This window comes from Halorubrum distributum JCM 10118 (assembly GCF_000337335.1).
Taxonomy (GTDB): domain Archaea; phylum Halobacteriota; class Halobacteria; order Halobacteriales; family Haloferacaceae; genus Halorubrum; species Halorubrum distributum.
This window is the reverse complement of the sequence record NZ_AOJN01000065.1, coordinates 43182-65704: the sequence shown is the minus strand read 5'-3', so window position 1 is coordinate 65704 and position 22523 is coordinate 43182. Positions and strand designations below refer to the sequence as shown.

Genomic DNA, 22523 nt, shown 5'->3' with positions numbered 1-22523 from the left:
GACGACGTAAGCACCGCAAGGAAGGAGCGGTAGCGACTGACTGAGGAGCGCAACGAGTCGCGCGAGTCCTCCCGGCTGGGGCTTTGGAGGTGTTCACCGCGGAATCGTCGATCACGTATCGCCGAGCCGCTGGGGCTTTGGCAGTGTTGGCCGTTGCGCCATCAGAGGAATCGAAACTCGATCCGTCGCGACAACCCCGACCGGTTGTCACAGTTTTAAGCCCGCCGGCCGCAACCACGCACTATGGGATTCGATGAGATGGACGTCGACACGATCTGGAAGAACGGGGAGTTCCTCGACTGGGAGGACGCGACGACCCACGTTCTGACCCACGCGCTCCACTACGGGAGCGGCGTGTTCGAGGGCGTCCGCTGTTACGACACCGAGCAGGGGCCGGCGATCTTCCGGTGGGAGGAGCACCTCGACCGGCTGTTCGACTCGGCGAAGATGTACGACATGGAGATCGAGCACTCCCGGGAGGAGATCACCGAGGCCACCCTCGAACTCCTCGACCGGCAGGACCTCGACTCCGCGTACGTCCGGCCGATCGCCTACTACGGCTACGACTCGCTGGGCGTCTCGCCGAAGGACTGCCCGACCGACCTCGTCCTCGCCGCGTGGCCGTGGGGCGCGTACCTCGGCGAGGAGGCCCTCGAAGAGGGCGTCGACGTGATGGTCTCCTCGTGGCGGAAGCACGCCTCCTCGCAGGTGCCGACGAACGTGAAGACCACCGGCCTCTACGTCAACTCCATGCTGGCGGGCGAGGAGGCGCGCCGGAACGGCTACGTCGAGGCCATCGTCCTCAACAAGGAGGGGAACGTCGCGGAGGGGCCGGGCGAGAACATCTTCATGGTCAACGACGGTGAGATATACACCACGGGGCCCGCCCAGTCCATCCTCGAGGGGATCACCCGCGACACCGTGATCGCCCTCGCCGAGGAGCGCGGCTACGAGGTCCACGACGAGGCCGTCATCTCTCGGGGCCAGCTGTACACCGCCGACGAGCTGTTCTTCACCGGCTCCGCCGCCGAGGTCACCCCGATCCGCTCGGTCGACGACACCGAGATCGGCGCGGGCACCCGCGGGCCGGTGACCGAGGAGCTCCAGAGCGCCTTCTTCGACCTAGTTGAGCGGCGGACGGACGACCACGACGAGTGGTTCACGTACCTGTAACCCTGTCTCTTATACACATCNACTGAGGTTATTTCCTCGGATCAAATCATCGACACTCAGCGCCGTTCGACCACTACTCCCCAGAACCGCTACTCGCCGACCCCCGTCCCTCGGCCGCCGACCCCTCCCCGTCGCCGGGGGTCCCGTCGGTCCGGACGTGTCCGAACCCGTCGGCGGTGTCCGCGCCGTCGCCCTCGCCCGGGCTTTCCTCGTGGACGGGGACCTGGTGGGCCGACTCCGCGAACCCGGCCGAGAGGACCCGCGTCATCCCCTCTTCGACGGTCTCGCCGGTCTCCTCGATCCGCTCCGGCTCGACCTCGATAACGAAGCCGGTGGTGATGTTCGGGGCGGTCGGCATGAACAGGACGATCTTCCCGTCGCGGGTCTTCTTCCCCGTCCGGAACGCGGTCATCCGGATACCGGGCCACGTCTCGATGTACACCGGGCTCTGCAGCTCGTCGGTGCCGGAGATCGCCGTCTCGATCGCGAGCTTCGAGGCGTTGTACACCACCCGCAGCGCCGGGATCCGGTTTATCGCGTCGTCCACCGCCGACTCCGCCAAGCGGCCGACCGTGGTCCGCATGAAGTACCCGACCGCGAGGACGACGGTCGCGAACACCGCGAACGCGATCACCACCCGAGAGACGGGCTCCAGCGGCGCCGGGATGACCTCGGGCTGGAGCCCCTCAATCAGCGGGATCGACGCGATGTACTGGTAGATCCAGCGGAGGACGAGCAGTAAAACGAGGAGCGGCGCCAGCACGATGAGGCCGCTGGCGAAGTCGCGTTTCCACGTGGACATCTATCGCGTTGGTATGTGTCGGCAATCCTTAAAGGGGCTTCTACGCGCCGACGGCGCGCGGTCACCGGGGTCGAGAGTACCCCGCCTACTGCCCCAACACCGCCCGGGCCGCGAACGTCAGGTTCTCCTTGCGCTCGCGAACGCGACGGTAGAAGTACGAGAGCCACTTGTCGCCGTACGGCGCGTACTGGTGTACGTCGACCCCTTGCGCGGCGAGGTCGCGCTGGGCGTCCTCGCGGACCCCCATCAGCATCTGGATCTCGTAGTCGGCGCCGTGCTCGCGCGCGAGCCGGTCCGAAAGCGAGATCATCTCGGGGTCGTGGCTGCCGACCGCGATCCCTCGGTCCCGCCGCTCGAAGAGGGATCGGAGGTCGTCGCGGTACGCCTCGTCGACGCGCGCCTTGTCCGTGTACGCGATCGACGACGGCTCGTCGTAGGCGCCCTTCACGAGCCGGATCTTGCCGGGAACGTCGACGAGACGGTCGAGGTCGTCGGCGGTCCGCTTGAGGTTCGACTGGATACACTGGCCGACGCTCCACGGGTAGTCGGCGGCGATCGACTCGAAGGCGTCGAGGGTGGCGTCGGTGGTGTCTGCGTCCTCCATGTCGCACCAGACGAACGCGTCGAGCTCGTCGGCGCGCGCGACGATCTCGCGGTAGTGCTCCTCGAACAGGTCCGCCGAGACGTCCATCCCGATCTGGGAGGGCTTCACCGAGACGCAGGCGTCGAGGCCGCTGTCGGCGATGTCGTCGAGCAGCCCGAGGTAGGCGTCGGTGTCCGCGCGGGCGTCCGCGGCGTCGTCGTAGTGCTCGCCGAGCAGGTTCAGGATGACCGCGACGCCGTCCTCGTTCGCGGCGCGGGCGTGGTCGAGGGCCGCCGGGACGCTCTCGCCGGCGACGAACCGCCGGGCGATCGGGGGGATCATACGATGACTTCCGGACGGAGCGAACTTTACCTTTGCCGACCCGGCGGCCGTGACCGGGAGCCGGATCCGAGCTTTATAACACGCCGCGCGTCGCCCGTGGAGACATGATCGGTACACTTGTCGCGACCGCGTTCTGGGCGATGCTCCCGGCGTACGTCCCGAACAACGCCGCGGTGTTGGCCGGCGGGGGGCGCCCCATCGACGGCGGCCGCGAGTGGCGCGGCGCGCGGCTGCTCGGCGACGGGAAGACGTGGCGCGGCACCGCGGTGGGGACCCTGGTCGGCGTGCTGCTCGCGCTCGCGCTCAACCGCCTCAACGACCCAGCGAGCGCCGCGCTGGGCGCCGAGCTGCCGACGTTCGCGCTCCCGGCGGCGTTCGCGCTCGCGTTCGGCGCGATGTGCGGCGACATCGGTGCTTCCTTCCTCAAGCGGCGGTCCGGGCGCGAGCGCGGCGCCGCGTTCCCCGGGCTCGACCAGCTCGACTTCGTCGTCGGTGCGCTGGGGCTCGTCTTCCTCGTCGACGCCGACTGGGCGCTCGCGGTGTTCACGCCGCGCGTCCTCGCCGTCGTCCTCGTGATGACGCCCGTCCTCCACGTCGTCACGAACGTCGGCGCGTACGCGCTCGGCGTCAAAAACGAGCCGTGGTAAGCGGAGGCGGGAGTTCGCTCTCCGGCGAGCGGTTCGCCGAGAAGTTCCGTATCGAACTGTTTTCTCTCGAGAACTGATCACTCGTTCTCGTAATTCGCAGCGACGAGAACGGCAGAAAGATATATATGCTGGTGTGGCATACCATGTCACGCATGTCCAGTAGTGCACCCAGCTCGGACGACGACGTGTTCGACGAGTTCCTGTCCGACCACGGCCACGAGACAGAGATCGTACGCTGGGAGCGATCCTATAACAAGCTCCAATGTCCCGAGTGCGGTGCGCTCCACGAGGAAGGATCCGCGCGGTGTTCCGTCTGCGACTGGCGGCCGAACTGACGCGCGGGGCGACGCCGGGTTCCGCGAATTTTCTTTCCGTCATACTCCCCGGTAGTATTATGTGGAATTACTCGATAGGGACTACCATGCCGACCTGTCAGAACTGCGGTTCGTTCGTCACGACAGATTACGTTCGGGTGTTCACGCCGAACGAGGTCGATCGGCCCCGCGTCTGTCCGGCCTGCGAGGACATGGTCCGCGACGGCGCCGACGTCCGCGAAGCGCGCGCGACGCGGAGCAGCTGACGAGCCGACCGAGCGATGAAACGCCGGGCCGACGGGGGCCGAACCGGGACTCGGGCGGTCCAAGCGCCGCGGACCGGTGCCCGGAGTCGACGATCGTCGAGCCACGGCGTTTAAGGAGAGCCGGAATCTGGGGATAATAATGACTGATACCACGGTGACTCGGCTGTTCGGGGGGCCCGGGAGCGGGAAGACGACCGCGCTCCTGGACCGCGTCGAGGAGATCCTCGAAGACGAGGACGCCGAGGTTCGCGACGTGCTCGTCGTCTCGTACACGCGCGCGGCCGCGGCGGAGATCCGCGAGCGGCTCGCCGAGCGGCTCGACATCTCGCCGCGCAGCCTCCAGGGGAACGTGAGCACGATGCACGCGAAGGCGTACGAGCTGCTCGACCTCTCTCGGGGCGACGTGGTCGGCGACGACGACAAGGAGGCGTTCTGCGAGGAGTACGGCATCGAGTTCGAGGACCAGCACGGCGGCGCCGGCCGCCGGACCGCGCGCTCGACGACCATCGGCAACAAGATCATCGCCACCTCGCAGTGGCTCCAGCGCACCGAGCGCGACGTGGCCGACTGGTACGACGTCCCCTTCCAGTGGAACGTCGAGGAGGTCCGCCTCCCGCCCGAGGAGGACCCCAACGCCCAGCAGGGGAACAAGTACACCCCGACGTGGCCCTCCGACGACGACCGGATCGACATCCCCGAGACGATCCGCGCGTGGCGGGCGTACAAGGGCGACAACGACCTCGTCGGCTTCGCGGACATGCTCGAACGCGTCGCGCAGCGCTCGCTCGTCCCCAGCGTCGACTACCTGATCATCGACGAGTTCCAGGACATCACGACGCTCCAGTACAACGTCTTCGAGGAGTGGCGACCGCACATGGAGAAGGTGCTCATCGCCGGCGACGACGACCAGGTCGTCTACGCGTGGCAGGGCGCCGACCCCGACCTCCTCCTCGACACCGACGTCGACGAGGACGTGGTCCTCCCGAACTCCTACCGGCTCCCCTCGGAGATCCTCAACGTCGTCAACGCCGAGATCCGGCACATCGACAAGCGCCAGGAGAAGGACCTCCACCCGCGCACGGAGGGCGGCACCGTCGAGGCGATCGAGTCGCCCTCGATGATCGAGCTCGTCCGGAACGTCCGCTACACCGTCGAGGACGACGAGGGCGACATTATGTGCCTGTTCCGGGCGCGCTACCAGATGTTCGACTTCATCGACGAGTTCATCGACCACGGCATCCCGTTCACGATGCTCACCGACGGGCGGATGTGGACCGACCGGGTCCAAGACTACGTGAGCGCCATCGAGAAGGCCGAGGCCGACGAGCCCGTCACCGGCCTGGAGGCGCGCCGGCTGGCCGACATGCTCCAGGAGTCGGCGTTCGGCACCCACGACCGCGAGGAGTTCTACGACTACCTCGACGACCGCGAGGAGGCGGCCGACACCGACGACGTCGCCGACATCGACGTCGCGGCCGACACGCTGAGCGAGTACATCCCCTTCATGCCGGACACCGCCAGCGCGGACGACATGGTCCGGAAGGTGACGAGCTTCCAGCGCAAGTCGATGGGGGCGTACTTCGAGGGCGAGTATCAGGGCGCCGACCCGACCCGCGTCCGCGTCGGCACCATCCACTCCGCGAAGGGCCGCGAGGCCGACCACGTGTTCGTGGCGACGGACCTCACGGAGAAGGTGGTCGAGCAGATGGCTGCCTCCATCGACGACCCGACCGACGTCGACGGCGTCGAGGAGTTCACGAAGGCGACGAGCCCCGTCCCCGTTCTCACCGACAACGAGCGCCGCGTCTTCTACGTCGGGATGTCCCGCGCCCGCGAGCGGCTCGTGATCATGGAGAGCCTCATCAGCGGCGCGCCGACGCTCCCGATCAGCGTCCTCCTGTTCAACGAGCTCCGCGACGAGCCCGCCCAGGAGCTCGTCGAGGAGGTCCAAGCGGAGCTGGCGGTGCCCGAACCGGAGCCGTGAGCGGGGAGGACGCGGCGCCCGGCGAGCCGGAAGCCGCCGAGGAGGGCCGCCGCCCCCTCCGGACCGACCTCCGTCCGATCGTCGAGGCGGTCCGCGAGGCGGACGCGGTCGCGTTCGTCGCCGTCGGCGACCGCTTCGACGACGACCTGCGCTACCTGACGCGCTTCTCCGGCCCGGACCGCCCCTACGCGCTGGTCGTCGTTCCCGACGAGCCCGTCGGGCGCGCCGTCCTCTGCGCCCCGGCGCTGTTCCGCGAGCAGGCGGAGCGGGAGTTCGTCGCGGCCGCCCGCGCCTCGGCCGGGGAAGCGACCGCCGATTCGACGGACGACGCCGAGGCGACGTTTCACGACGGGGTCGCTCGCGAGGTCAGAACCGAGAGCGTCGGCGACCACGCCGGCGAGCGCGCGGCCGCGGTCGTGGACGACCTCGTCGACGGCCGAGGAGCGATCGGGTCCGACACCGCCGATCGAACCGTCCTCGCGTCCGCCTCGATCCCCCACGACGCCGCGGTGTACCTCGAACGAGCGGGCAACGACCTGGCGTCGACGGACGCCGTCGCGGGCGCTCGAGCCCAGAAGACGCCGGCGGAGGTCGACCGGCTCCGACGTGTCCAGCGCGCGGCGGTCGCCGGAATGGCTCGCGCCGAGGCGGTGCTCGCCGAGAGCGGTGTTACCGACACAGCCGACGAGAAATCGAAGGGAGACCGCCGCCCCCCGCTCCGCTGGGCGGACGAGCCCCTCACGACCGAGCGGCTCCGCCGCGAGGTGAATCAGGTCCTCGCCGCTCGCGGGGTCCGCGACGCCGGCAACACGGTTATCGGCGCCGGTCCCTCCGCGGCCGACCTCCACTACGTCGGCGACGACCCGATCCGGCCCGGCGAGACGGTGCTGCTGGACATCTCACCGCGCGGCCCGGACGGGTACTACGGCGACGTGACGCGGACGTTCGTCGTCGACGGCGACGGCGGCTGGGAGCGCCGCGCGTACGTCGCGGTCGAGGCCGCCCGCGAGGCCGCGCTCGACGAGGTCGAACCGGGCGTCCCGGCGAAGACGGTCCACGGCGAGGCGGCCGCGGAGCTGGCCGCGTACGGCTTCGACCCGAACGCGGGCGAGGGCGAGGCCGGCTTCACCCACGGCACCGGCCACGGCGTCGGGGTGAGCCTCCACGAGGGGCCGTCGCTGTCGGGCGCGGGCGAGCTCCGACCGGGCCACGTGGTGACCGTCGAGCCCGGCGTCTACGACCCCGAAATCGGCGGCTTCAGGCTGGAGGACCTAATCGTCGTCACCGACGACGGGTACGAGATACTGGCCGAGTACCCGTTCGGTATCGTGCCGGAGAAGCGGCCGGACGCACGCTGAGGAGCCGACCTACCGGCTCCCGGCGTCGCTCCCGTCGACCGCGGCGTCCGCCGACTCGGACGCCTCGGTCTCGTCCTCCGAACCGGCGTCGGCCGAGCCGCCCCTGAGCTGGCTGGGCAACAGTCCCGAGAGGAGCCTGCGGACGATCCGAGCCGGGTCGAGGAAGTACTGCGGGAGGACGACCATCGCGACGGCGACGACGAGCAGGCCGGCGCCGAGCGCGACCTCGCCGGCGACCAGCCGGATGACGGCGTAGTTCGCGAGCGGCAGCGCGAAGACGAGCGAGGCCGCCAGCCCGATCATGTCCAGCAGTCCGAGTCGCATCGGGCGTCCGTTGATCCCCGGAGGGCAAAAGGGACGCGGCGTCGACGGCGGAACGTCGACCGGGAGAGAGTCCGCCCGGACCCAGAACCGATAACCGTCGCCCGCCCCCAGTTCCGGTATGTTCACCGGCATCGTCGAGGGCACCGGCGCGGTTCGCGATCGGACCGAGACGGACGACGGACTCCGGCTTCGGATCGGCGTCGACGGGTTCGACGACCTCCACCACGGGCAGTCGATCAGCGTGAGCGGCGTCTGTCTGACCGTCGAGGAGTACGGAACCGGCGGCGCCTCCGGGAGCGACGGCGGCGAGGCAGCGGGCGACGAGCCCGGCTGGTTCGAGGTGTTCCTCGCGAGCGAGACGGTCGCGAAGACGTACCTCGGTGGGGTCCGCGAGGGCGACGCGGTCAACGTCGAGCGCGCGATGCCAGCCGACGGCCGGTTTGACGGCCACGTCGTCCAGGGCCACGTCGACACCGTCGCGGAGGTGACCGGTATCGAGCGCGTCGGCGAGGACTGGCGGTTCACCTTCGAGATCCCCGAGGGCCACGGCGACTACCTCGTCGACAAGGGCTCCGTGACGCTCGACGGGATCTCGCTGACGGTCGCCGAGAAGCGCGACGGGGAGTTCGACGTCGCGATCATCCCGACCACCTACGACCTCACCACGCTCTCGGAGAAGTCGGTCGGCGACCCGGTCCACCTGGAGGTCGACGTGATCGCGAAGTACGTCGAGAACATGCTGGACGGATACGTCTGAGAAGAGATACGGCAAGACGGTAGTCCGAACTCCCGAGCAGTTGGATCGTGTAGCTCCGGAGACGAGACTGCGGTGGACTCTGCCAACGTCCCAGCCGCTTGTTTATAACCTGGTGTCGGCGCCGAATCGATCTCCAAAGCCCCAGCCGTGAGGACTCGCGCGGCTCGTTGCGGTCCTCGCTCAGTCGCTACCGCTCCTTCGCTGCGGTCCGTACGTCGCCGTGCTTCGTCCTCGCGGCTGCCCCTTTGAGTCCCGCCCACAACCGCACGGCAACCGCACCTCACGCCTCCCCAGCCTCGTCGGCCGGTCTCCGCTTCGCTCCGACCGGCCGACTCCCTCGCGCGTGCTCCTCGCGCCCGATGGGCGCTCGGAGGCACGCGCCGACCGTATTGGTGGCTCGCTCAGTCCAGCAGATCCGCTGCCTTCCCCGTAGAGAGCATCCGCGAGCGAAACGAGCGGTTCCCGGAGCGAACGAAGTGAGCGGGGGAACCCGACGAGAAAAAGGTGGTCAGTCGTCGTGCGCGTCCTTCGCGCCCTTCACCGTCTCGCGGACGGCGTCGACGCCCTCGTCGTGGAGCAGGTCGCCGACGACGATCACGTCGCTGTGGGCGGCCATCTCGTTGGCCGACTCGTAGTCGTGGATGCCGCCGCCGTAGAAGAGGGTCGCGTCGTCCAAGGCGTCGTGGGCGGCCGCGACCTTCTCCGTGTCGCCGAAGGTGCCCGAGTACTCGACGTAGACGATCTCCTGGCCGAACATGCGCTCCGCGATCTTCGCGTACGCCCCCACGTCGTCCGCGGCGAGGTCGCAGTCGGCCTCCGTCAGCTGAGCGACCGACGCCTCGGGGTTCAGCACGATGTACGCCTCGGTGTGGGTCCGACTCCAGTCGAGGTCGTCGATGCGGACCCACTCCTTGTGCGCGCCCGTGATCCAGAAGGGGCCGCCCGCGTTGAACACGGTGGGGATCAGGTAGCCGTCGAGCGCCGGGGAGTCGATCACGACCCCGGGGTTCGACGGTTCCTGGTACAGCGGCACGTCGTACTCCGCGGCCGCGTCGACGACGCGCGTCATCTTCTCCGCGGTGACGTCGAGGGTGCCGCCGATCTCGATCGCGTCCGTCCCGGTCCGGCAGACGTCCTCGAAGGTCTCGCCCGGCCGGAGGTCCTTGTCGGGGTCGACCTTCAGCACGTGGTCCCAGTCGTCCCACGGGTTGGTCATCGGGCGAGACTCCACCGGGCGAGAACAAAAAGGTGCGGAACCTGTCCCGTCGGCCGGGCGCGTCGCCCGGTTCCGGACGGCGGAGCGCGCTCAGAGCAGGTCGTCGATCTCGTCGTTCTCGAACGCGGCCGCCGGGTCGGGCTTCTCCTCGCGCTCGTCGCGGACCGCCTGCCTGGCGCGCTCCAAGAACGCCTCGACGCGCTGCGAGCGCTCGACGCCCGCGAGGAGGACCAAGGCGGCGATCCGGTCGGAGTCGAGCGGGAAGTCGCCGCCGCGGACCTGCATCGAGCCTGTCTCCTCTTGGAGCCACTTCCGGGCCTTCTCCGCGCCCTTCCGCGAGATCCGGTCCGGGTCGCCGGCGACCGCGACGAGGGCGGCGTCGGCGTCGGTGGCGCTCGGCAGCGAGAGGCCCGTCATCACCGCGCTGCGGACCGCGCTCGTCACCGTGGTGACGTTCTCCTGCGGGTCATCGGCCGCGGGCGCGGAGGCGAACCCGACCGCGGCCATCCCGCCCGCGCGGAGCGTGTTGATCACCTCGCTCGTGTCGACGACGGACTCGCCGACGCCCTCGACCGCCTCGCCGGCGGCCAAGATGAGGCCGATCCGCTTCGCCATCGAGGCGTTGATCGCCTCGTAGCCGCCCTCCATGGATTCCCCCGAAGAGCGCCACGCGTCGTTGTCCAGCAGGATCGTCGCGTCCGCCTCGCGGACCAGGGTCTTCAGCGACCGCCCGGCGTTCACCTGGTACATCGTGCCCTCGTCGCGACCCGGTAAGATTCCGATCGCGTAGACGGGCACGTCGTAGACCCGGTTCAGCTCGCGGACGAGGACCGGCGCGCCGCCGGAGCCAGTTCCGCCGCCGAGGCCCGCGACGACGAACACGGCCTCGGCCTCCGCGGTGACCTTCGGCGCGAGCGCGTCGAGCACCTCGACCGCGTCCTCGTCCATCACTTCCGCGCCCAGTTCGTTGTCGCCGCCGACGCCGTGGCCGTTAACGCGCGACTGCCCGACGAGGACCGTTTCGAGCGGGAGCGGGTCGAGGTCGGCCGCGGCCGTGTTGACGGCGAGCGCGTCGAGGACCGCGCCGTAGCCGGCGTCGGCGTCGAACTCCGCGATGGCGGTCGTCAGCTTGCCGCCCGCCTGTCCGACGCCGAGGAGGACTGCTTTCATGCGAGGACGTATCACTCCCCGCGACAATACCCTTTCCCCGAGGTTTAAGAGTGGAGCCGCGGGCAACGGCGCGCATGACCGACAACACGCGGGGTGCGGAGCCGCCGAGCGTGGAGCCGCCGAACCCGGAGCCGCCGAGCGCGGGAACGGAGGTGACGCGGACGGCGGCGGCAAACGAGGCGACGACCGGAGCGAACGAGGCGACGACCGAGACGAGCGAAGCGGACGACCGGATCGAGGCCCGCCTCAGCGCCGTCGAGCGCGCGGTGACCGGGAGCGACGCGCGCCCGGCGGACGCCGCCGCGGGGGCGGAGGCGACCGCCGAGCGCGAGCGGCTCGAATCGCGGCTCGACGACCTCGAGGAGCGCGTCGCGGAGCTCGAGGCGGCGACGCAGGCGATCCGCGGCTACGCGGGGGCGGTCAGGGCCGTCAACCGCGAGGTCGAGCGACGGGCCGATCTGGCGCTCGCGCGGGCGACGGAGGCCGGACGGGAGAGCGGGCGAGACCGCGGCGGCAACGGGGCCGGCCGGGGCGCCAGCGACGGGGCCGGCCGGGGCGCCAGCGGCGAGACCGAGCGAGACGGCGGGAGCGGCGCGCCCGATCGAGGCGCGAGGGACCGGGATGGCCCCGACGATGCGGTTCCGTCGGAGAGCGCCCTCGACGCCGCCCTGCCGGACGACCGGCCGACGTCCGGACAGCGTACCGGCGACAGCGAGAGCGCCGAGGAGGGCGGAGGCGGCGACGACGGCGCGTGGGCGACGGACGCGCTGGACCGGCTCCGGGAGTCACTGTGAGCGCGCCGTGATCCGCGTGGTCCTCACCGTCCTCGTGGCGGTCGCGCTGCTGGCGGCGTCGATGCCCGCGGTCGAGACGGCCCGGACCGCGACGACGGGTGAGCGGATCGGCGCGGAGGCGGACCGACTGGAGCGGGCGATCGGCGGCGTCGTCGCCGGGTCGACCCCGGTGAGCGACCCCGCGATGGCGGCGCAGACGACGGTGCTCCTCCGGGTTCCGACCGGGTTCGCCGCAGCGGACGTCGATCGCGTCGCGCTCGTCGAGTCGCCGGACCGACCGGGCGGCCTCGCGCTCGCGTATCGGATCGACGATCGGCCGGAACGCATGCTCCGCGTCGACACCGGGCCCGCGGAGACGGCCGTCGACCTCGCCGGCGGAGCGATCGAACTCCGGCCGGGCGGAACGAACCGGATCCGGATCCGGTACGTCGACGACGGGGGTCCGACGGTCCGGGTCCGTCGCGTCGGATAGATCCGATCGACCGGGTTCAAGGGGGCGGACGTTCGAGCGATCATTTATATACCAAACCGCGGCCACGCCCGCCATGAACCTCGGTCTCAACGAGCGGATCGCCGGCGACGACGGCGAGACGCCGCTCCGACGGCTCCCGTGGGTCGACGCCGACGCCGGCGGGTGTCGATGCGAACCGACGTTCCGCGAGCCCGTGGGGACGGGCGTCGAGGACCGGGTCGTCCTCGACGTCGACGCCGACGGCTGCCCCGGACGCGGCGACCTCGCCGCGAGCCCGGACTGCCTCGCGACCGTTATCACGACGCTCACCGACCGGGACGCGGACGTGATCAGGACTCGACACCGCGGGCGAGAGCGCTCCTACGCCGACCGCGCAGCCGAGATTCTCATCGCCGCGGGACGGTTCCGCGAGCGGATAGAGTTCCACGAGGAGCGGCTCGCCGAGCGAGTCGCCCGCGACCCGCTCGGCGCGGCGGCGGAAGCGGCCGGACGCGCGGGTCCCGCGAAGCGGATCGCAAGCGAGACGGGACTGCTGTCGGCCGCCGAGAAGCTCGTCGGTGACGCGGACGAAGCGGAGAGCGATCGCGACCTGAACGAGCGCCTGCGGGCGCACGTCGGGCCGACGGCCGCCACCGCGCGCGTCGCGGCCGCTCCCCCGCCGGGCGCGACGCTGGTCGACCGCTGGACGGTCTCGACCGGGGCGACGGTCCGGCTCTACGAGGGCGACGGCTCCCTCAGGACGTACCACCTCACGCCGCCGAGCGCCGACCTAGACGCCGAGAGCGTGGCGACGCTGGCCGCCGCGCGCGACCGGCTGCTCGACGATCCCCGCGGCGGCGACAGGGCGCCCGGGCGTGCGGTGCGGGCCGTGGCGGACGGCGACGACCCGGTCGCGGACCTGACCGAGGTCCTGCGGCGGCACACCCACGGCTACGGCGCGTTCGAACACGTCTTCGCGGACGACCGGGTGAGCGACGCGACGGTGACGGCGCCGGTCGCGGAGAACCCGCTCCGCGTGGTCCTCGACGGCGAGCGGTGCCGGACGAACGTGCGGCTCCCGCCGGAGGGCGCCGCCACGCTCGCGTCGCGGCTCCGGCGAGAGAGCGGACGGGCGTTCTCGCGGGCGACGCCGACGCTGGACGCGACGATCGAATCCGAGACCGGGCGGGTCCGGGTCGCCGCCGCCACGGCGCCGGCGAGCGACGGCCTCTCGTTCACGTTCCGGCGCGGCGATCCGGAGGCGTGGACGCTCGCTCGACTTGTGTCCGTCGACACCCTCACGCCCGCGGCGGCGGGGCTGTTGTCGGTCGCCGTCGAGCGCGGCGTGACCGGACTGGTCGCGGGTGGCCGGGCGGCCGGCAAGACGACCGCGCTCGGGGCGCTGCTGTGGGAACTGCCCGCCGAAACCCGGGCGATCGTCATCGAGGACACGCCGGAGCTCCCGGTGGACGCGCTCGCCGACGCCGGGCGGGACGCCCAGCGACTCCGCGTCGGAGACGGCGCCGAACTCGCGCCCGCGGACGCCGTGCGGACCGCGCTCCGCATGGGCGGCGGCGCCATAAGCGTCGGCGAGGTGCGCGGCGAGGAGGCGCGGGCGCTGTACGAGGCGATGCGCGTCGGGGCCGCCGGCGAGACGGTTCTCGGAACGATCCACGGCGAGGACCCGGCGGCCGTCGAGGAGCGCGTCGTCACCGATCTCGGGGTCGCCCGCTCGTCGTTCGCCGCGACCGACCTGATCGCGGTCCTCGACGACCACCGCGTCGAGTCGATCGTCGAGGTCGTCGACCAGGGCGACGGGGTGAGCTTCGATCCGCTCTTCGAGCGGACCGAGCAGGGACTCGTCGCGACGGGCCGGATCGACCGCGGCGAGAGCCGACTGATCGAGGACCTCGCGGGATCGAGCGAATCGTACGCGGCGGTTCGAGCGGCCGTCGACCGGCGGAGCGACCGAGTCCGGGACGCGGTTCGAACGGGACGGATCGCGCCGACGCGGTACGCCGGAGGCGACCGATGACGGAGCACCGGTCGACAGCGTCCGACGGGACCCTCCGATCCGCCGGGGACGACGACTCGGCCGCTTCGGAGGAGCTGCGCCGGGCGGTCGCGTTCCTCGGATGGGACGTCTCCGCCGAGCGGATCGTGACCGTGGGGTATCGGGTCGGCGCCGTCGCGGGCGCGGTCGTCACCGCTGTTGCGGCGCTCCTCGCCGGCGCGGTCGCCGCCGCACCGGCGGGGCTGGCCGCCTTCGTCGGCGTGGTTCACGCCGTCCACCGGGCGCCCGTGTGGCTCGCGTCGCTTCGGCGGACGCGGGCGCTCGGCGCGGCGCCGGGGCTCGTCGGGCGGCTCGTGTTGCGGATGCGGCTCGACCCCTCGACCGAGCGGGCGGTGCGGTTCGCCGGGCGGACGGGGGACGGGCCGCTGGCCGCGGCGCTCGCCCGTCACGAGCGTGGGTGCGCGGACGGCCCGACGAGCGGACTTCGGGCCTTCGCCCGCGAGTGGCGCCCCTGGTTCCCGGCGATCGACCGCGCCGCGGCGCTCGTCCGGACGGCGGCGACCGCGCCGCCGGAACGCCGCGGCCGGTGTCTGGACCGCGCACTCGACGCGACGCTCTCGGGGACGACCGACCGACTCGCGTCGTTCGTCGGCGCGGTCCGCGGGCCGGTCTCCGCGCTGTACGCGTTCGGCGTGCTGCTCCCGCTGGCGCTCATCGCGCTGCTTCCCGCGGGCGCCGCCGTCGGCGTCGCGATCGGCCCCGGCCTCGTCGCCGGCCTGTACCTCGTCGCGCTTCCCGCCGGACTGCTGGCCGCCTCGGCGTGGCTGCTCTTTCGCCGCCCAGTCGCGTTCCCGCCGCCGGAAATCAACGGTGACCACCCGGACGTGCCGGAGCGACGCGGCCACGCCCTCCTCGTCGGGTGCGCACTCGGGGCGGCGGCGGCCGTCGTCGCCGCGCGGGCCGTCGCGCCGTGGGCGTGGCCTGTCGCGGGGGTCGGCGTCGGCGTCGGGAGCGCGCTGTTCGTCGTCGCGAGACCCCGTCGGGCCGTGTTGTCGGACGTGCGCGACGTCGAGCGAGGGCTCCCGGACGCGATGACCGTGATCGGCGGCGACGTGGCGGAGGGCGTCGCGGTCGAGACCGCGGTCGCGAACGCCGGCGAGCGGCTGGACGGCGCGACCGGCGAGCTGTTCGAGCGCGCCGGACGGCGGAGCGACACGCTGCGGGTCGGCGTCCGCGAGGCGTTCCTCGGACAGGGCGGGCCGGCGGCCGCCGTCCCGTCGCCCCGGCTCCGGGGCGCGATCGCGCTCCTCGCCGTCGCCGCGCGCGAGGGGCGGCCGGCCGGCGACGTCCTGCTGGAGCTCGCGGACCAACTGGAGTCCCTGCGCGATCTCGAACGCGACGCGCGCCGCCAACTGGCGACCGTCACGGGGACGCTCTCGAACACCGCCGCGGTGTTCGCGCCGCTCGTCGGCGGGGCGACCGTCGCGCTCGCGACGGGGATCGACGCGGTCGACGTCGGCAGTCTCGGCGCCGGGGCGGCCGCGGGGGCCGACGCGCTTGGCGGCGGCGGGCTGAGCGCCGGAGGCGGAGCGACCGCCGGCGCCGGCGGTGCGGCCGGCGGGAGCGGCGCGGCGGAGGCGAGCGGCGGTGCGGGGACCCTCTCGGTGCCGGTCCTCGGACGGATCGTCGGGACGTACGTGCTGCTGCTCGCCGCGCTCCTCACCGGGCTTGCGACCGGCCTGGAGCGCGGGTTCGACCGGACGTTGGTGGCGTACCGGATCGGCATCGCGCTGCCGACGGCCACCGCGACGTTCCTCGTCGCGTTCGCCGGCGCCGGACTCCTGTTTTGAGTCGGCCGGCGGGTGAACGAGGTCGCGTTCGGACCCGACCTCCGCGCCGATCATTTATATGCCAAGCCGCGGCCAGCCGCGCCATGTTCGAGACGCACCTCGACGCCACGTACGCGTGGCTCGGTCTGGCCGTCGTGAGCGTCGCGGCCGTCGGCGTGGCCGCATCGTTTCCGGCCTCGCCGCCGCCGGACGCCGACGGCGTGGCGCACACGATCGACTCGGTCGCGGACGGGGAGTACCCGGTGACAGCCGAACACGGGATCGCCGCGGAGCGGCTCCGGCTCGCGGAGGGATCCGTCTCGCTCGGCGACGATCGGGCGACGGCGCGGGCGACGCTCGACGCCCCGCGGATCACGCCGGTGATCCGGCCGGCGGCGGGGGTGAGTCCGGCGGCGACGACGGACGCGCGGCTTCGGCGCGTCCTCGCCGGCGCTCCCCCGGACGCCGCGTTCGACGATCCGGCGGCGCTCGCGGCGGCGGCCGAGCGCGCGCGAGCGGCGGACGCGACGTGGACGCCCGCACCGGAGCGGATCACGGTTCGACGGGTCCACTACGGCGACGTCCGCGTCACGCTCGTGGGGTGATCGCACGTGGTACGTGACTCCGCAAGGCGGGACGAGTCGAATGCGACGGGGGCGTCGAAGCGACAGACTGCGACGTTCTCGACCGCCGACCGTGCCGCCGTCGAACCGACCGCCGCGCTCGTCGCGGTGGTGGTCGTCGGACTCGCGTTGGGGCTGTACGCCGGCGCGTTCGGAGACGCTGCCCCCGACGACGACCGATCGGCCGCGAGGGCGGCGCTCGACCGCGTCGAGGAGACGGTCACCGTCGGCGGCGTCGTCGATCCGAACCGGATGCGGCGGGTCGAGGCGCCGGGGACCGCGACCGCGATCGAACTGGAAGCGGACGGCGAGCGGTGGCTGGCCGCGTCGGGCCCGGACGCACCGGGACCGCCGGAGGTCCGGTCGCCGGACGCCGTCGCGGTCGCGGAGCGGCGGGTGACGGTCCGCGTCGCGCCCGGCCGTAACGTGCGCGGGACCCTCCGGGCGGTGGTGTGGCGGTGACCAGCACCGTCCTCGACGTGACCGTGCTGCTGCTGTGCGTCTCCGCGAGCGTCGTCGCGCTCGGCGCGAGCGACGTCGGCGGTCCCGACGGCCCGACCGCGACCGACGCCGCGGACCGGCTCGTCACCGAGACCGCGACCGTGTCGTACCCCGACGAGGGCGCCCCGAACGGCACGCGGCGCGCCCACGCGACCCGCGCGGAGCTGCTCGCGCTCGTCGCCGTCCGTGACGCGGACGAGGCGTTCGACCGCGGGGCCGTCGAGGCGGTCCGCGCGGGAGTCGGTCCGCGGACGCGGGTCGACGTAACGGTCCGACGCGGCGGCGAGAGCGACGCGGACGACGCCGTCGCCGCCACGGGAGACGGCGGATCGCATGGGGCGCCCGGCGCTCCGAGGACCCGGGGCGGAGCGGCGGCGTCTCCGCACTCGATCGCCGGTGAGGCGGTTCCGGTAGGAGGGGTCGACGGCCGCGGCGGGCGGGACCGAGCGGACGATACGAGCGATGCCGGAGTGGCAGTCGCCGTCGGCCCCGAACCGCCGCGAAACGCCGATGTCGGCGTCGCGGTGGTCCGACAGCCGGTTCCGGACCGGTTCGACGGCGATAGGGGCGAGCGCCGCTCGTCGGGCGGCGTCGTTCGGATCGTCGTCCGGAGGTGGTGATCGTGGGGAACCGAGGCCGCGGTCGGGCCGCGGACGGGGGTCGCTCGCGGACGTTCACCGTCGACGAGCGGGCGCGAGTCCCCTTCGCGCTCGTCGGCGTGCTGTTGCTCGTGACGAGCTCGGCCTACGCCGCGGGGCTGGCCGAGCAGGGACTGGTCGGGGAGGACCGCCGCGTCGAACGCGCGGTCGAGCGGGTCGAGGCCGACGCCACCGCCGCGCTCAGGAGCGCGGCCCGAGAAGCCGCTCACGACGCGGCCGCGGAGCCGGTGACGCACGGGCCAGAAGGAACGAAACCGGGGGCCGAAGCGGTCCGCGAGGGGTCCGCCTTCGAGGACGCGTTCCGGGTCCGGCTCGCTATCGCCGGGGCGGAGGCGCTGCGCGCGGTCGAGAGCGACGTCGGCGGCGTGACGGCGAACGCCTCGCTCCCGGCGGTCGACTCGGCCGACGACCTCGTCGCGGCGCGCGAGCGGGTCGGCGTCGAACCGGCCGCGAACGGGACCGCGACGCGGGTCACCTTCGAGGGCGTCGCGACGACCGCGACGCGGGACGGCCGGACCGTCGTGAACCGCACGCGGTCGCGGACGGTCACGGTCGCCGTGCCGACCCTGGCCGCTCACGAGCGAACCGAACGGTTCGAGCGCCGACTCAACCGCGGCCCCGTCGAGGGGCCCGGACTCGGCAGACAGGTCACCGCCAGCCTCTACGCGATGGCGTGGGCCCGGGGGTACGGCCAGTACGCCGGCGCCCCGGTCGAGAACGTCGTCGCGAACCGCCACGTCGAGCTGTCGACAAACGCCGGGATCGTCCGCGTCCAGCGGGACGTGTTCGGGACCAGCGACCCCGACGCGCGCGGCGGCGTCGCCCGCGCGGCCGCCCGGACCGGCGTGACCGATCTGCTGTCGCCGACCGGCGTCCACGAGGCCTCGTGGACGGACGCCGTCCTCGGAGCGCCGACGCCGACGGGGGCGGGGGACAGCGAGGGGGGAACCTCGGCCTCGATCGGGGACGCGACGGCGAGCGAGGACGCGGCCTTCGACCCGGGTTCGGACGCGACGAGCGAGACCGCGTCGGTCGAGGTCGGGCACGCGGCCGACCGGGCCGCAACGCGCGTCCACGACGACCTCGAATCGATCGTTCGGGCGAGCCACCGGGTCGAGGCGACCGCGGAGACGGAGACGACCCGGGTGGCCGACGGCGGCCCCGTGACGCCGGACCGCCCCCGATCGCTGCTCGACGAACCGTGGAAACGGGTCGACGCGTCGCGGACGGAGCGCGTCCGCGTGGTCGGCGGGAGCGACCTCCGAACCGGGACCGACGGCGAGACGGTGTCGGCCGGCGAGTCGGTGTCTTTCGGCGGCGCGACGCGGGAGGTCCTCGTCGAGCGCGAGGCGACCGCAACGTGGGAGCGGCGAGTCGTCGAGCGGGGGCCGAACGGGACGGTACAGAACGTGCGCGTCGACCGCGCCGTGACGAGCGACGAGGCGACGGACCGATACCGCGTCCGCGTGTCAGTGACCGGGACGTACGCGCCCCGCGACGGCGCGCCCGACAGGCCGACGGCGACGTTCGGCGCCGCCGAGGGCGGCGACGTCGACGGGCCGGACCTCGCGGACACGCCTGCGGCCGCGAGGGCGGCCCTGAACGTCCAAACCGACGGCGACGTCGACCGACTGGCGCGCGACGCCGTCGAAGGGGGCGACGAGACGCGGTCGACGGTCGTGTACGGCGACCGGTCGGACGCGGACGTAGACCGGATCGCGAGGGACGTTTCGTCGCTGTCGGAGCGCGTCCGCGAGATCGAGACCGAGGCGTCGATGGCGGACACCGCGGCCGGGAAGTCGACCCCGTACCGAGACCTCGCCGCGACCGTGCGCGACCGCCGGGACGCGCTCCGCGACGCCCCGCCGAGGTACGACGGCGCGGTCGACCGGGGGCGCGTCGCCGCCCGCGTCGCGTATCTCGACGCCGTGATCGCGGAGCTCGAATCGGCGTCCGAAGACAGGGAGGCCGCGACGGAGGGGGTTCTCGGACGCGTGAACGACGCGTTCGGAGGGCCGCCAGTCGGCGAGGTGATCGCCAGCCGCGAGGCCGCCCGCGACCCGGGGACTTACAGCGTCGGCGACGAGGGGCCGGGCGGCGCCGTCACGTTCGCCCCGGAGGGGTCGCCCGGGTACCTCCCGCGGACGGCGGTCGACGGTGAGCGCGTCGAGGGCGTCGACGGCACGACGACGCGCCCGCTCGCGACCCGGAACGTGAACTACGTCACGCTCCCGTACAGCGACGTCTCTGGCGGCATCGCCGACCGAATCCTCGGCACCGACGACACGGTCCGTCTCGGCGTCGCCGGGCGGTCGCTCCTCGCGGCCGACGAGGCGCTCGCGGCGGGTGACGACGACGACCTGCGCGCCGACCGACGCGCGCTCGCCGGCCGGGTCGACGCCTCGCTGCGACGCGTCGACGACGCGCTGGCTGACCGGCTCGCGGAGCGGACCGACCTCTCGCGCGAAGAGCGGAACGCGGTGTTGGAGGACACTGCGGCCGAGTACGACTCGCTCGGCGAGCGGGCCGTCGCGGTCGGCGACGGCGGGTATCCGGATCGCGTCGCGAGCGAGGCGGCGCGGGTCGGCTCCCTTTCGTCGGCCGAGCGGCTCGGGCTCGCCGCGCACCTCCGCGTCGAGGCGCGCGAGGAGGCGGGGCGGAACGCGGTCCGCGTTCCGGCCCGGTTCGTCGACGAGACGACGGCCGCGTCCCGTGCGATTCGCCGGAAGAAGGTCGAGTCGAAGATCGAATCCCGCGCCCAGAAGGCGGTCGCGTCGGTCCCGGACGAGCGGGTCCCGAAGCCAGTTCGGACCGTGGGGGCGGGACTTCCGGTCGCGCCCGTCCCCGGCTACTGGGTGGCGACGGTCAACGCGTGGAACGTCGAGGTGCGCGGCGAGTACCCCCGGTTCGCCCTCCGCGCGAACGTCGGGACGCCAGACCGCCCGTTCGAGTACGTCCGAGAACCCGGCGCGGTCAGCGTCGAGGTGGACGGCGAGTCGGTCGCGCTCGGGAGGACCGAGCCGGTCGCGTTCGAGACGCGGACGGTCGTCGTCGTCGCCGTCCCCGCCGGGCCGCCGGGCGTCGGCGACGTCGACGGAACGCGCGAGGAGACGTCCGCCGGCTGGCCGTGTCCGGGTCCCCTGAGCGCGACTCCGGGGGAGGGCGACGACTGTACGGGGGCGTGAGGAACCCGTCGATCGAAGCGTCGAACGGTCGGAAGGCCGCCGACCGCAGGCGTTTTGAGACGCGGCGATCGAGTGACGGTATGTTCCACGAGGTCGTCGACGGTCGCGGCGATGGACCCCACGTCGACGCCGATGAGCCGACGGCGCCGGAGTTGCTCGCCGCCTTCGAAGCGATGGTGTCGGATGCGGCGGCGAGCGTCGATGCCGACCCGCTCGTCGACGAGGTCGGACTGAGCGAGGCGGACGCGAACGCCGTCCACGACGGGGACGTCACGGCGCTCTCGCTCGCGGACGGAGCGGCCGTCCTCGCGGCGGCGAACCCGGACCGCGACGCCGACGCGATGGTGGCGGAGGTGCGCGATCACCTGCTGATGGGGATGGCGACCGCCGTCCTCGACGTCGACGCGATCGCCGCGAAGATCGACGCCGACCTCACCGGCCAGGAGGTCCAGCAGGCACTGGAAGGACGGACCGCGATGACGCTCGGACAGCTCGCCGAGATCCTCGCGGTCATCGAGCGTCGGAAGCCATGAGGGTCGTCATCGTCGGCTGCGGCTACGTGGGGCTGGCGCTGGCACGCCAACTCGACGCCCGCGGCCACGCGGTGACCGGCGTCCGGCGGTCGGACGCCGGGCTCGACGCGGTCGACGCCGTCGCACCCGACGTCGAGGCCGTGCGCGCGGACGCGACCGACCCGGCGTCGCTCTCGGCGCTGCCGGACGCCGACGCGGTCGTCTTCGCGGCCAGTTCCGGCGGCCGCGGCGCCGACGCGGCGCGGGAGGTGTACGTCGACGGGCTGGCGAACGTCGTCGACGAGTACGGGTCGCGCCCCTCGCCGCCGGACCGGCTGGTGTACACCTCCTCGACCGGCGTGTACGGCGACCACGACGGCGGCTGGGTGGACGAGGAGACGCCGGTCGAGCCGACCACCGAGAAGACCCGCGTCCTCGCCGAGGCCGAGCGGATCGCGACCGAGCGCGCGGGCGACGCCGGGGTGGACGGGACCGTCGTCCGGTTCGCGGGGTTGTACGGCCCCGACCGATACCGACTGGAGCGGTACGTGGAGGGACCGGTGACGGCCGGCTACCTGAACATGGTCCACCGCGCGGACGCCGCGGGGTCGATCCGACACCTCTTGGAGACGGACCGCGCACGGGACCGCGTCGTCCTCGTCGTCGACGACGAACCGGTCGACAAACACGCGTTCGCCGACTGGCTCGCCGACGCCTGCGGCGTCCCGCGGCCGGAGAAGCTGTCGAAAGAGGAGCGGATCGCGGCTGGCGACCTCTCCGCGGCCGCCGAGCGCCGGATTCGAACGAGCAAGCGGTGTTCGAACGCGCTGCTCCGCGAACTCGGCTACGAGCTCGTCCACCCGACGTTCCGGTCGGGGTACCGCGACGCCGTGCGTGCGTACCGGGCGCGGACCGAGTAGCACGCCTCGACCGGACGGTCGGTCAGTTCGGTGGGTAGTTGCCCGAATGCGGCCGGTTTCCGTCGATTTCACTCCGTCAGAACGGTAACGAACCTTCAT

The 22523-nt window shown here is 72.6% G+C and carries 22 protein-coding genes; 17 read left to right on the top strand and 5 right to left on the bottom strand.

Features of this window, described 5'->3' with window-relative positions; all coding sequences use genetic code 11:
- Positions 1-243 precede the first annotated feature (243 nt).
- Positions 244-1173 (top strand): branched-chain amino acid transaminase, encoded by a 930-nt coding sequence (locus tag C466_RS15095; protein ID WP_004598734.1) that lies wholly within the window; start codon positions 244-246, stop codon positions 1171-1173.
- Positions 1174-1246: 73 nt separating this feature from the next.
- Here the strand turns inward: C466_RS15095 and C466_RS15090 are convergent, their stop codons facing one another.
- A complete protein-coding gene (locus tag C466_RS15090) occupies positions 1247-1975 on the bottom strand; it encodes a DUF502 domain-containing protein (RefSeq protein WP_004599868.1) in 729 nt (242 codons plus the stop codon).
- 85 nt (positions 1976-2060) lie between these two features.
- Entirely contained in the window at positions 2061-2900 is an 840-nt protein-coding gene (locus tag C466_RS15085) for a proline dehydrogenase family protein (protein ID WP_004598732.1), read from the bottom strand.
- 104 nt (positions 2901-3004) lie between these two features.
- Here C466_RS15085 and C466_RS15080 point away from each other — a divergent pair, with 104 nt between their 5' ends.
- From C466_RS15080 to C466_RS15065, 5 genes are all read left to right on the top strand, one after another.
- On the top strand, positions 3005-3547 hold the full coding sequence (locus tag C466_RS15080) for a CDP-2,3-bis-(O-geranylgeranyl)-sn-glycerol synthase (protein ID WP_004598731.1): 543 nt from the start codon (positions 3005-3007) through the stop codon (positions 3545-3547).
- A 152-nt stretch (positions 3548-3699) separates the two neighbouring features.
- Complete coding sequence (locus tag C466_RS15075) at positions 3700-3882, top strand: HVO_0416 family zinc finger protein (protein WP_017341975.1); 183 nt, start codon at positions 3700-3702, stop codon at positions 3880-3882.
- Positions 3883-3968: 86 nt separating this feature from the next.
- On the top strand, positions 3969-4127 hold the full coding sequence (locus C466_RS17075; RefSeq protein WP_004598729.1) for a DUF7563 family protein: 159 nt from the start codon (positions 3969-3971) through the stop codon (positions 4125-4127).
- Between the two features lie 139 nt (positions 4128-4266).
- Complete coding sequence (locus C466_RS15070; RefSeq protein WP_004599867.1) at positions 4267-6111, top strand: UvrD-helicase domain-containing protein; 1845 nt, start codon at positions 4267-4269, stop codon at positions 6109-6111.
- Positions 6108-7469, top strand: a complete 1362-nt coding sequence (locus C466_RS15065; protein ID WP_004598727.1) for a M24 family metallopeptidase — start codon at positions 6108-6110, stop codon at positions 7467-7469. The genes C466_RS15070 and C466_RS15065 overlap by 4 nt, the downstream gene beginning before the upstream one ends.
- A 9-nt stretch (positions 7470-7478) precedes the next feature.
- Here the strand turns inward: C466_RS15065 and C466_RS15060 are convergent, their stop codons facing one another.
- Positions 7479-7793 (bottom strand): DUF7533 family protein, encoded by a 315-nt coding sequence (locus C466_RS15060; RefSeq protein WP_004598726.1) that lies wholly within the window; start codon positions 7791-7793, stop codon positions 7479-7481.
- A gap of 118 nt (positions 7794-7911) precedes the next feature.
- On the opposite strand from C466_RS15060, the gene C466_RS15055 reads away from it, so the two are divergent.
- Positions 7912-8550: a riboflavin synthase gene (locus C466_RS15055; RefSeq protein ID WP_004598725.1), complete on the top strand. Its 639-nt coding sequence runs from the start codon at positions 7912-7914 to the stop codon at positions 8548-8550.
- 508 nt (positions 8551-9058) lie between these two features.
- Here the strand turns inward: C466_RS15055 and C466_RS15050 are convergent.
- Positions 9059-9766: a phosphoglycerol geranylgeranyltransferase gene (locus C466_RS15050; protein WP_004598724.1), complete on the bottom strand. Its 708-nt coding sequence runs from the start codon at positions 9764-9766 to the stop codon at positions 9059-9061.
- 90 nt (positions 9767-9856) lie between these two features.
- On the bottom strand, positions 9857-10936 hold the full coding sequence (locus C466_RS15045; RefSeq protein ID WP_004598723.1) for a tubulin/FtsZ family protein: 1080 nt from the start codon (positions 10934-10936) through the stop codon (positions 9857-9859).
- Between the two features lie 74 nt (positions 10937-11010).
- On the opposite strand from C466_RS15045, the gene C466_RS15040 reads away from it, so the two are divergent.
- The 10 genes from C466_RS15040 to C466_RS14995 all read left to right on the top strand — a co-directional run bounded on the left by C466_RS15040 (position 11011) and on the right by C466_RS14995 (position 22424).
- Complete coding sequence (locus tag C466_RS15040) at positions 11011-11730, top strand: DUF7310 family coiled-coil domain-containing protein (RefSeq protein ID WP_004598722.1); 720 nt, start codon at positions 11011-11013, stop codon at positions 11728-11730.
- Positions 11731-11737: 7 nt separating this feature from the next.
- Complete coding sequence (locus tag C466_RS15035; protein WP_004598721.1) at positions 11738-12202, top strand: DUF7311 family protein; 465 nt, start codon at positions 11738-11740, stop codon at positions 12200-12202.
- Between the two features lie 73 nt (positions 12203-12275).
- Complete coding sequence (locus C466_RS15030) at positions 12276-14216, top strand: ATPase, T2SS/T4P/T4SS family (protein ID WP_004598720.1); 1941 nt, start codon at positions 12276-12278, stop codon at positions 14214-14216.
- Positions 14213-16045, top strand: coding sequence for a hypothetical protein (locus C466_RS15025; RefSeq protein WP_004598719.1), 1833 nt, complete (start codon positions 14213-14215; stop codon positions 16043-16045). Before C466_RS15030 ends, C466_RS15025 begins: the two co-directional genes overlap by 4 nt.
- Before the next feature lie 83 nt (positions 16046-16128).
- Positions 16129-16629, top strand: a complete 501-nt coding sequence (locus tag C466_RS15020) for a DUF7283 family protein (RefSeq protein ID WP_004598718.1) — start codon at positions 16129-16131, stop codon at positions 16627-16629.
- A gap of 6 nt (positions 16630-16635) precedes the next feature.
- Positions 16636-17109: a DUF7285 family protein gene (locus C466_RS15015; RefSeq protein ID WP_004598717.1), complete on the top strand. Its 474-nt coding sequence runs from the start codon at positions 16636-16638 to the stop codon at positions 17107-17109.
- Positions 17100-17768, top strand: a complete 669-nt coding sequence (locus C466_RS15010) for a DUF7284 family protein (RefSeq protein ID WP_004598716.1) — start codon at positions 17100-17102, stop codon at positions 17766-17768. The genes C466_RS15015 and C466_RS15010 overlap by 10 nt, the downstream gene beginning before the upstream one ends.
- A complete protein-coding gene (locus tag C466_RS15005; protein WP_004598715.1) occupies positions 17762-20992 on the top strand; it encodes a DUF7286 family protein in 3231 nt (1076 codons plus the stop codon). Before C466_RS15010 ends, C466_RS15005 begins: the two co-directional genes overlap by 7 nt.
- Positions 20993-21072: 80 nt before the next feature.
- Positions 21073-21525 (top strand): DUF5791 family protein, encoded by a 453-nt coding sequence (locus C466_RS15000; RefSeq protein WP_004598714.1) that lies wholly within the window; start codon positions 21073-21075, stop codon positions 21523-21525.
- On the top strand, positions 21522-22424 hold the full coding sequence (locus tag C466_RS14995; protein ID WP_004598713.1) for an SDR family oxidoreductase: 903 nt from the start codon (positions 21522-21524) through the stop codon (positions 22422-22424). Before C466_RS15000 ends, C466_RS14995 begins: the two co-directional genes overlap by 4 nt.
- Positions 22425-22523: the final 99 nt, after the last annotated feature.

What these genes read in the sequence shown, in the direction of transcription:
- C466_RS15095 (WP_004598734.1), top strand. Translation starts at nt 244, where the DNA reads ATGGGATTCGATGAGATGGACGTCGACACGATCTGGAAGAACGGGGAG.
- C466_RS15090 (WP_004599868.1), bottom strand. Translation starts at nt 1,975, where the DNA reads ATGTCCACGTGGAAACGCGACTTCGCCAGCGGCCTCATCGTGCTGGCG.
- C466_RS15085 (WP_004598732.1), bottom strand. Translation starts at nt 2,900, where the DNA reads ATGATCCCCCCGATCGCCCGGCGGTTCGTCGCCGGCGAGAGCGTCCCG.
- C466_RS15080 (WP_004598731.1), top strand. Translation starts at nt 3,005, where the DNA reads ATGATCGGTACACTTGTCGCGACCGCGTTCTGGGCGATGCTCCCGGCG.
- C466_RS15075 (WP_017341975.1), top strand. Translation starts at nt 3,700, where the DNA reads ATGTCCAGTAGTGCACCCAGCTCGGACGACGACGTGTTCGACGAGTTC.
- C466_RS17075 (WP_004598729.1), top strand. Translation starts at nt 3,969, where the DNA reads ATGCCGACCTGTCAGAACTGCGGTTCGTTCGTCACGACAGATTACGTT.
- C466_RS15070 (WP_004599867.1), top strand. Translation starts at nt 4,267, where the DNA reads ATGACTGATACCACGGTGACTCGGCTGTTCGGGGGGCCCGGGAGCGGG.
- C466_RS15060 (WP_004598726.1), bottom strand. Translation starts at nt 7,793, where the DNA reads ATGCGACTCGGACTGCTGGACATGATCGGGCTGGCGGCCTCGCTCGTC.
- C466_RS15055 (WP_004598725.1), top strand. Translation starts at nt 7,912, where the DNA reads ATGTTCACCGGCATCGTCGAGGGCACCGGCGCGGTTCGCGATCGGACC.
- C466_RS15050 (WP_004598724.1), bottom strand. Translation starts at nt 9,766, where the DNA reads ATGACCAACCCGTGGGACGACTGGGACCACGTGCTGAAGGTCGACCCC.
- C466_RS15045 (WP_004598723.1), bottom strand. Translation starts at nt 10,936, where the DNA reads ATGAAAGCAGTCCTCCTCGGCGTCGGACAGGCGGGCGGCAAGCTGACG.
- C466_RS15040 (WP_004598722.1), top strand. Translation starts at nt 11,011, where the DNA reads ATGACCGACAACACGCGGGGTGCGGAGCCGCCGAGCGTGGAGCCGCCG.
- C466_RS15030 (WP_004598720.1), top strand. Translation starts at nt 12,276, where the DNA reads ATGAACCTCGGTCTCAACGAGCGGATCGCCGGCGACGACGGCGAGACG.
- C466_RS15025 (WP_004598719.1), top strand. Translation starts at nt 14,213, where the DNA reads ATGACGGAGCACCGGTCGACAGCGTCCGACGGGACCCTCCGATCCGCC.
- C466_RS15020 (WP_004598718.1), top strand. Translation starts at nt 16,129, where the DNA reads ATGTTCGAGACGCACCTCGACGCCACGTACGCGTGGCTCGGTCTGGCC.
- C466_RS15000 (WP_004598714.1), top strand. Translation starts at nt 21,073, where the DNA reads ATGTTCCACGAGGTCGTCGACGGTCGCGGCGATGGACCCCACGTCGAC.
- C466_RS14995 (WP_004598713.1), top strand. Translation starts at nt 21,522, where the DNA reads ATGAGGGTCGTCATCGTCGGCTGCGGCTACGTGGGGCTGGCGCTGGCA.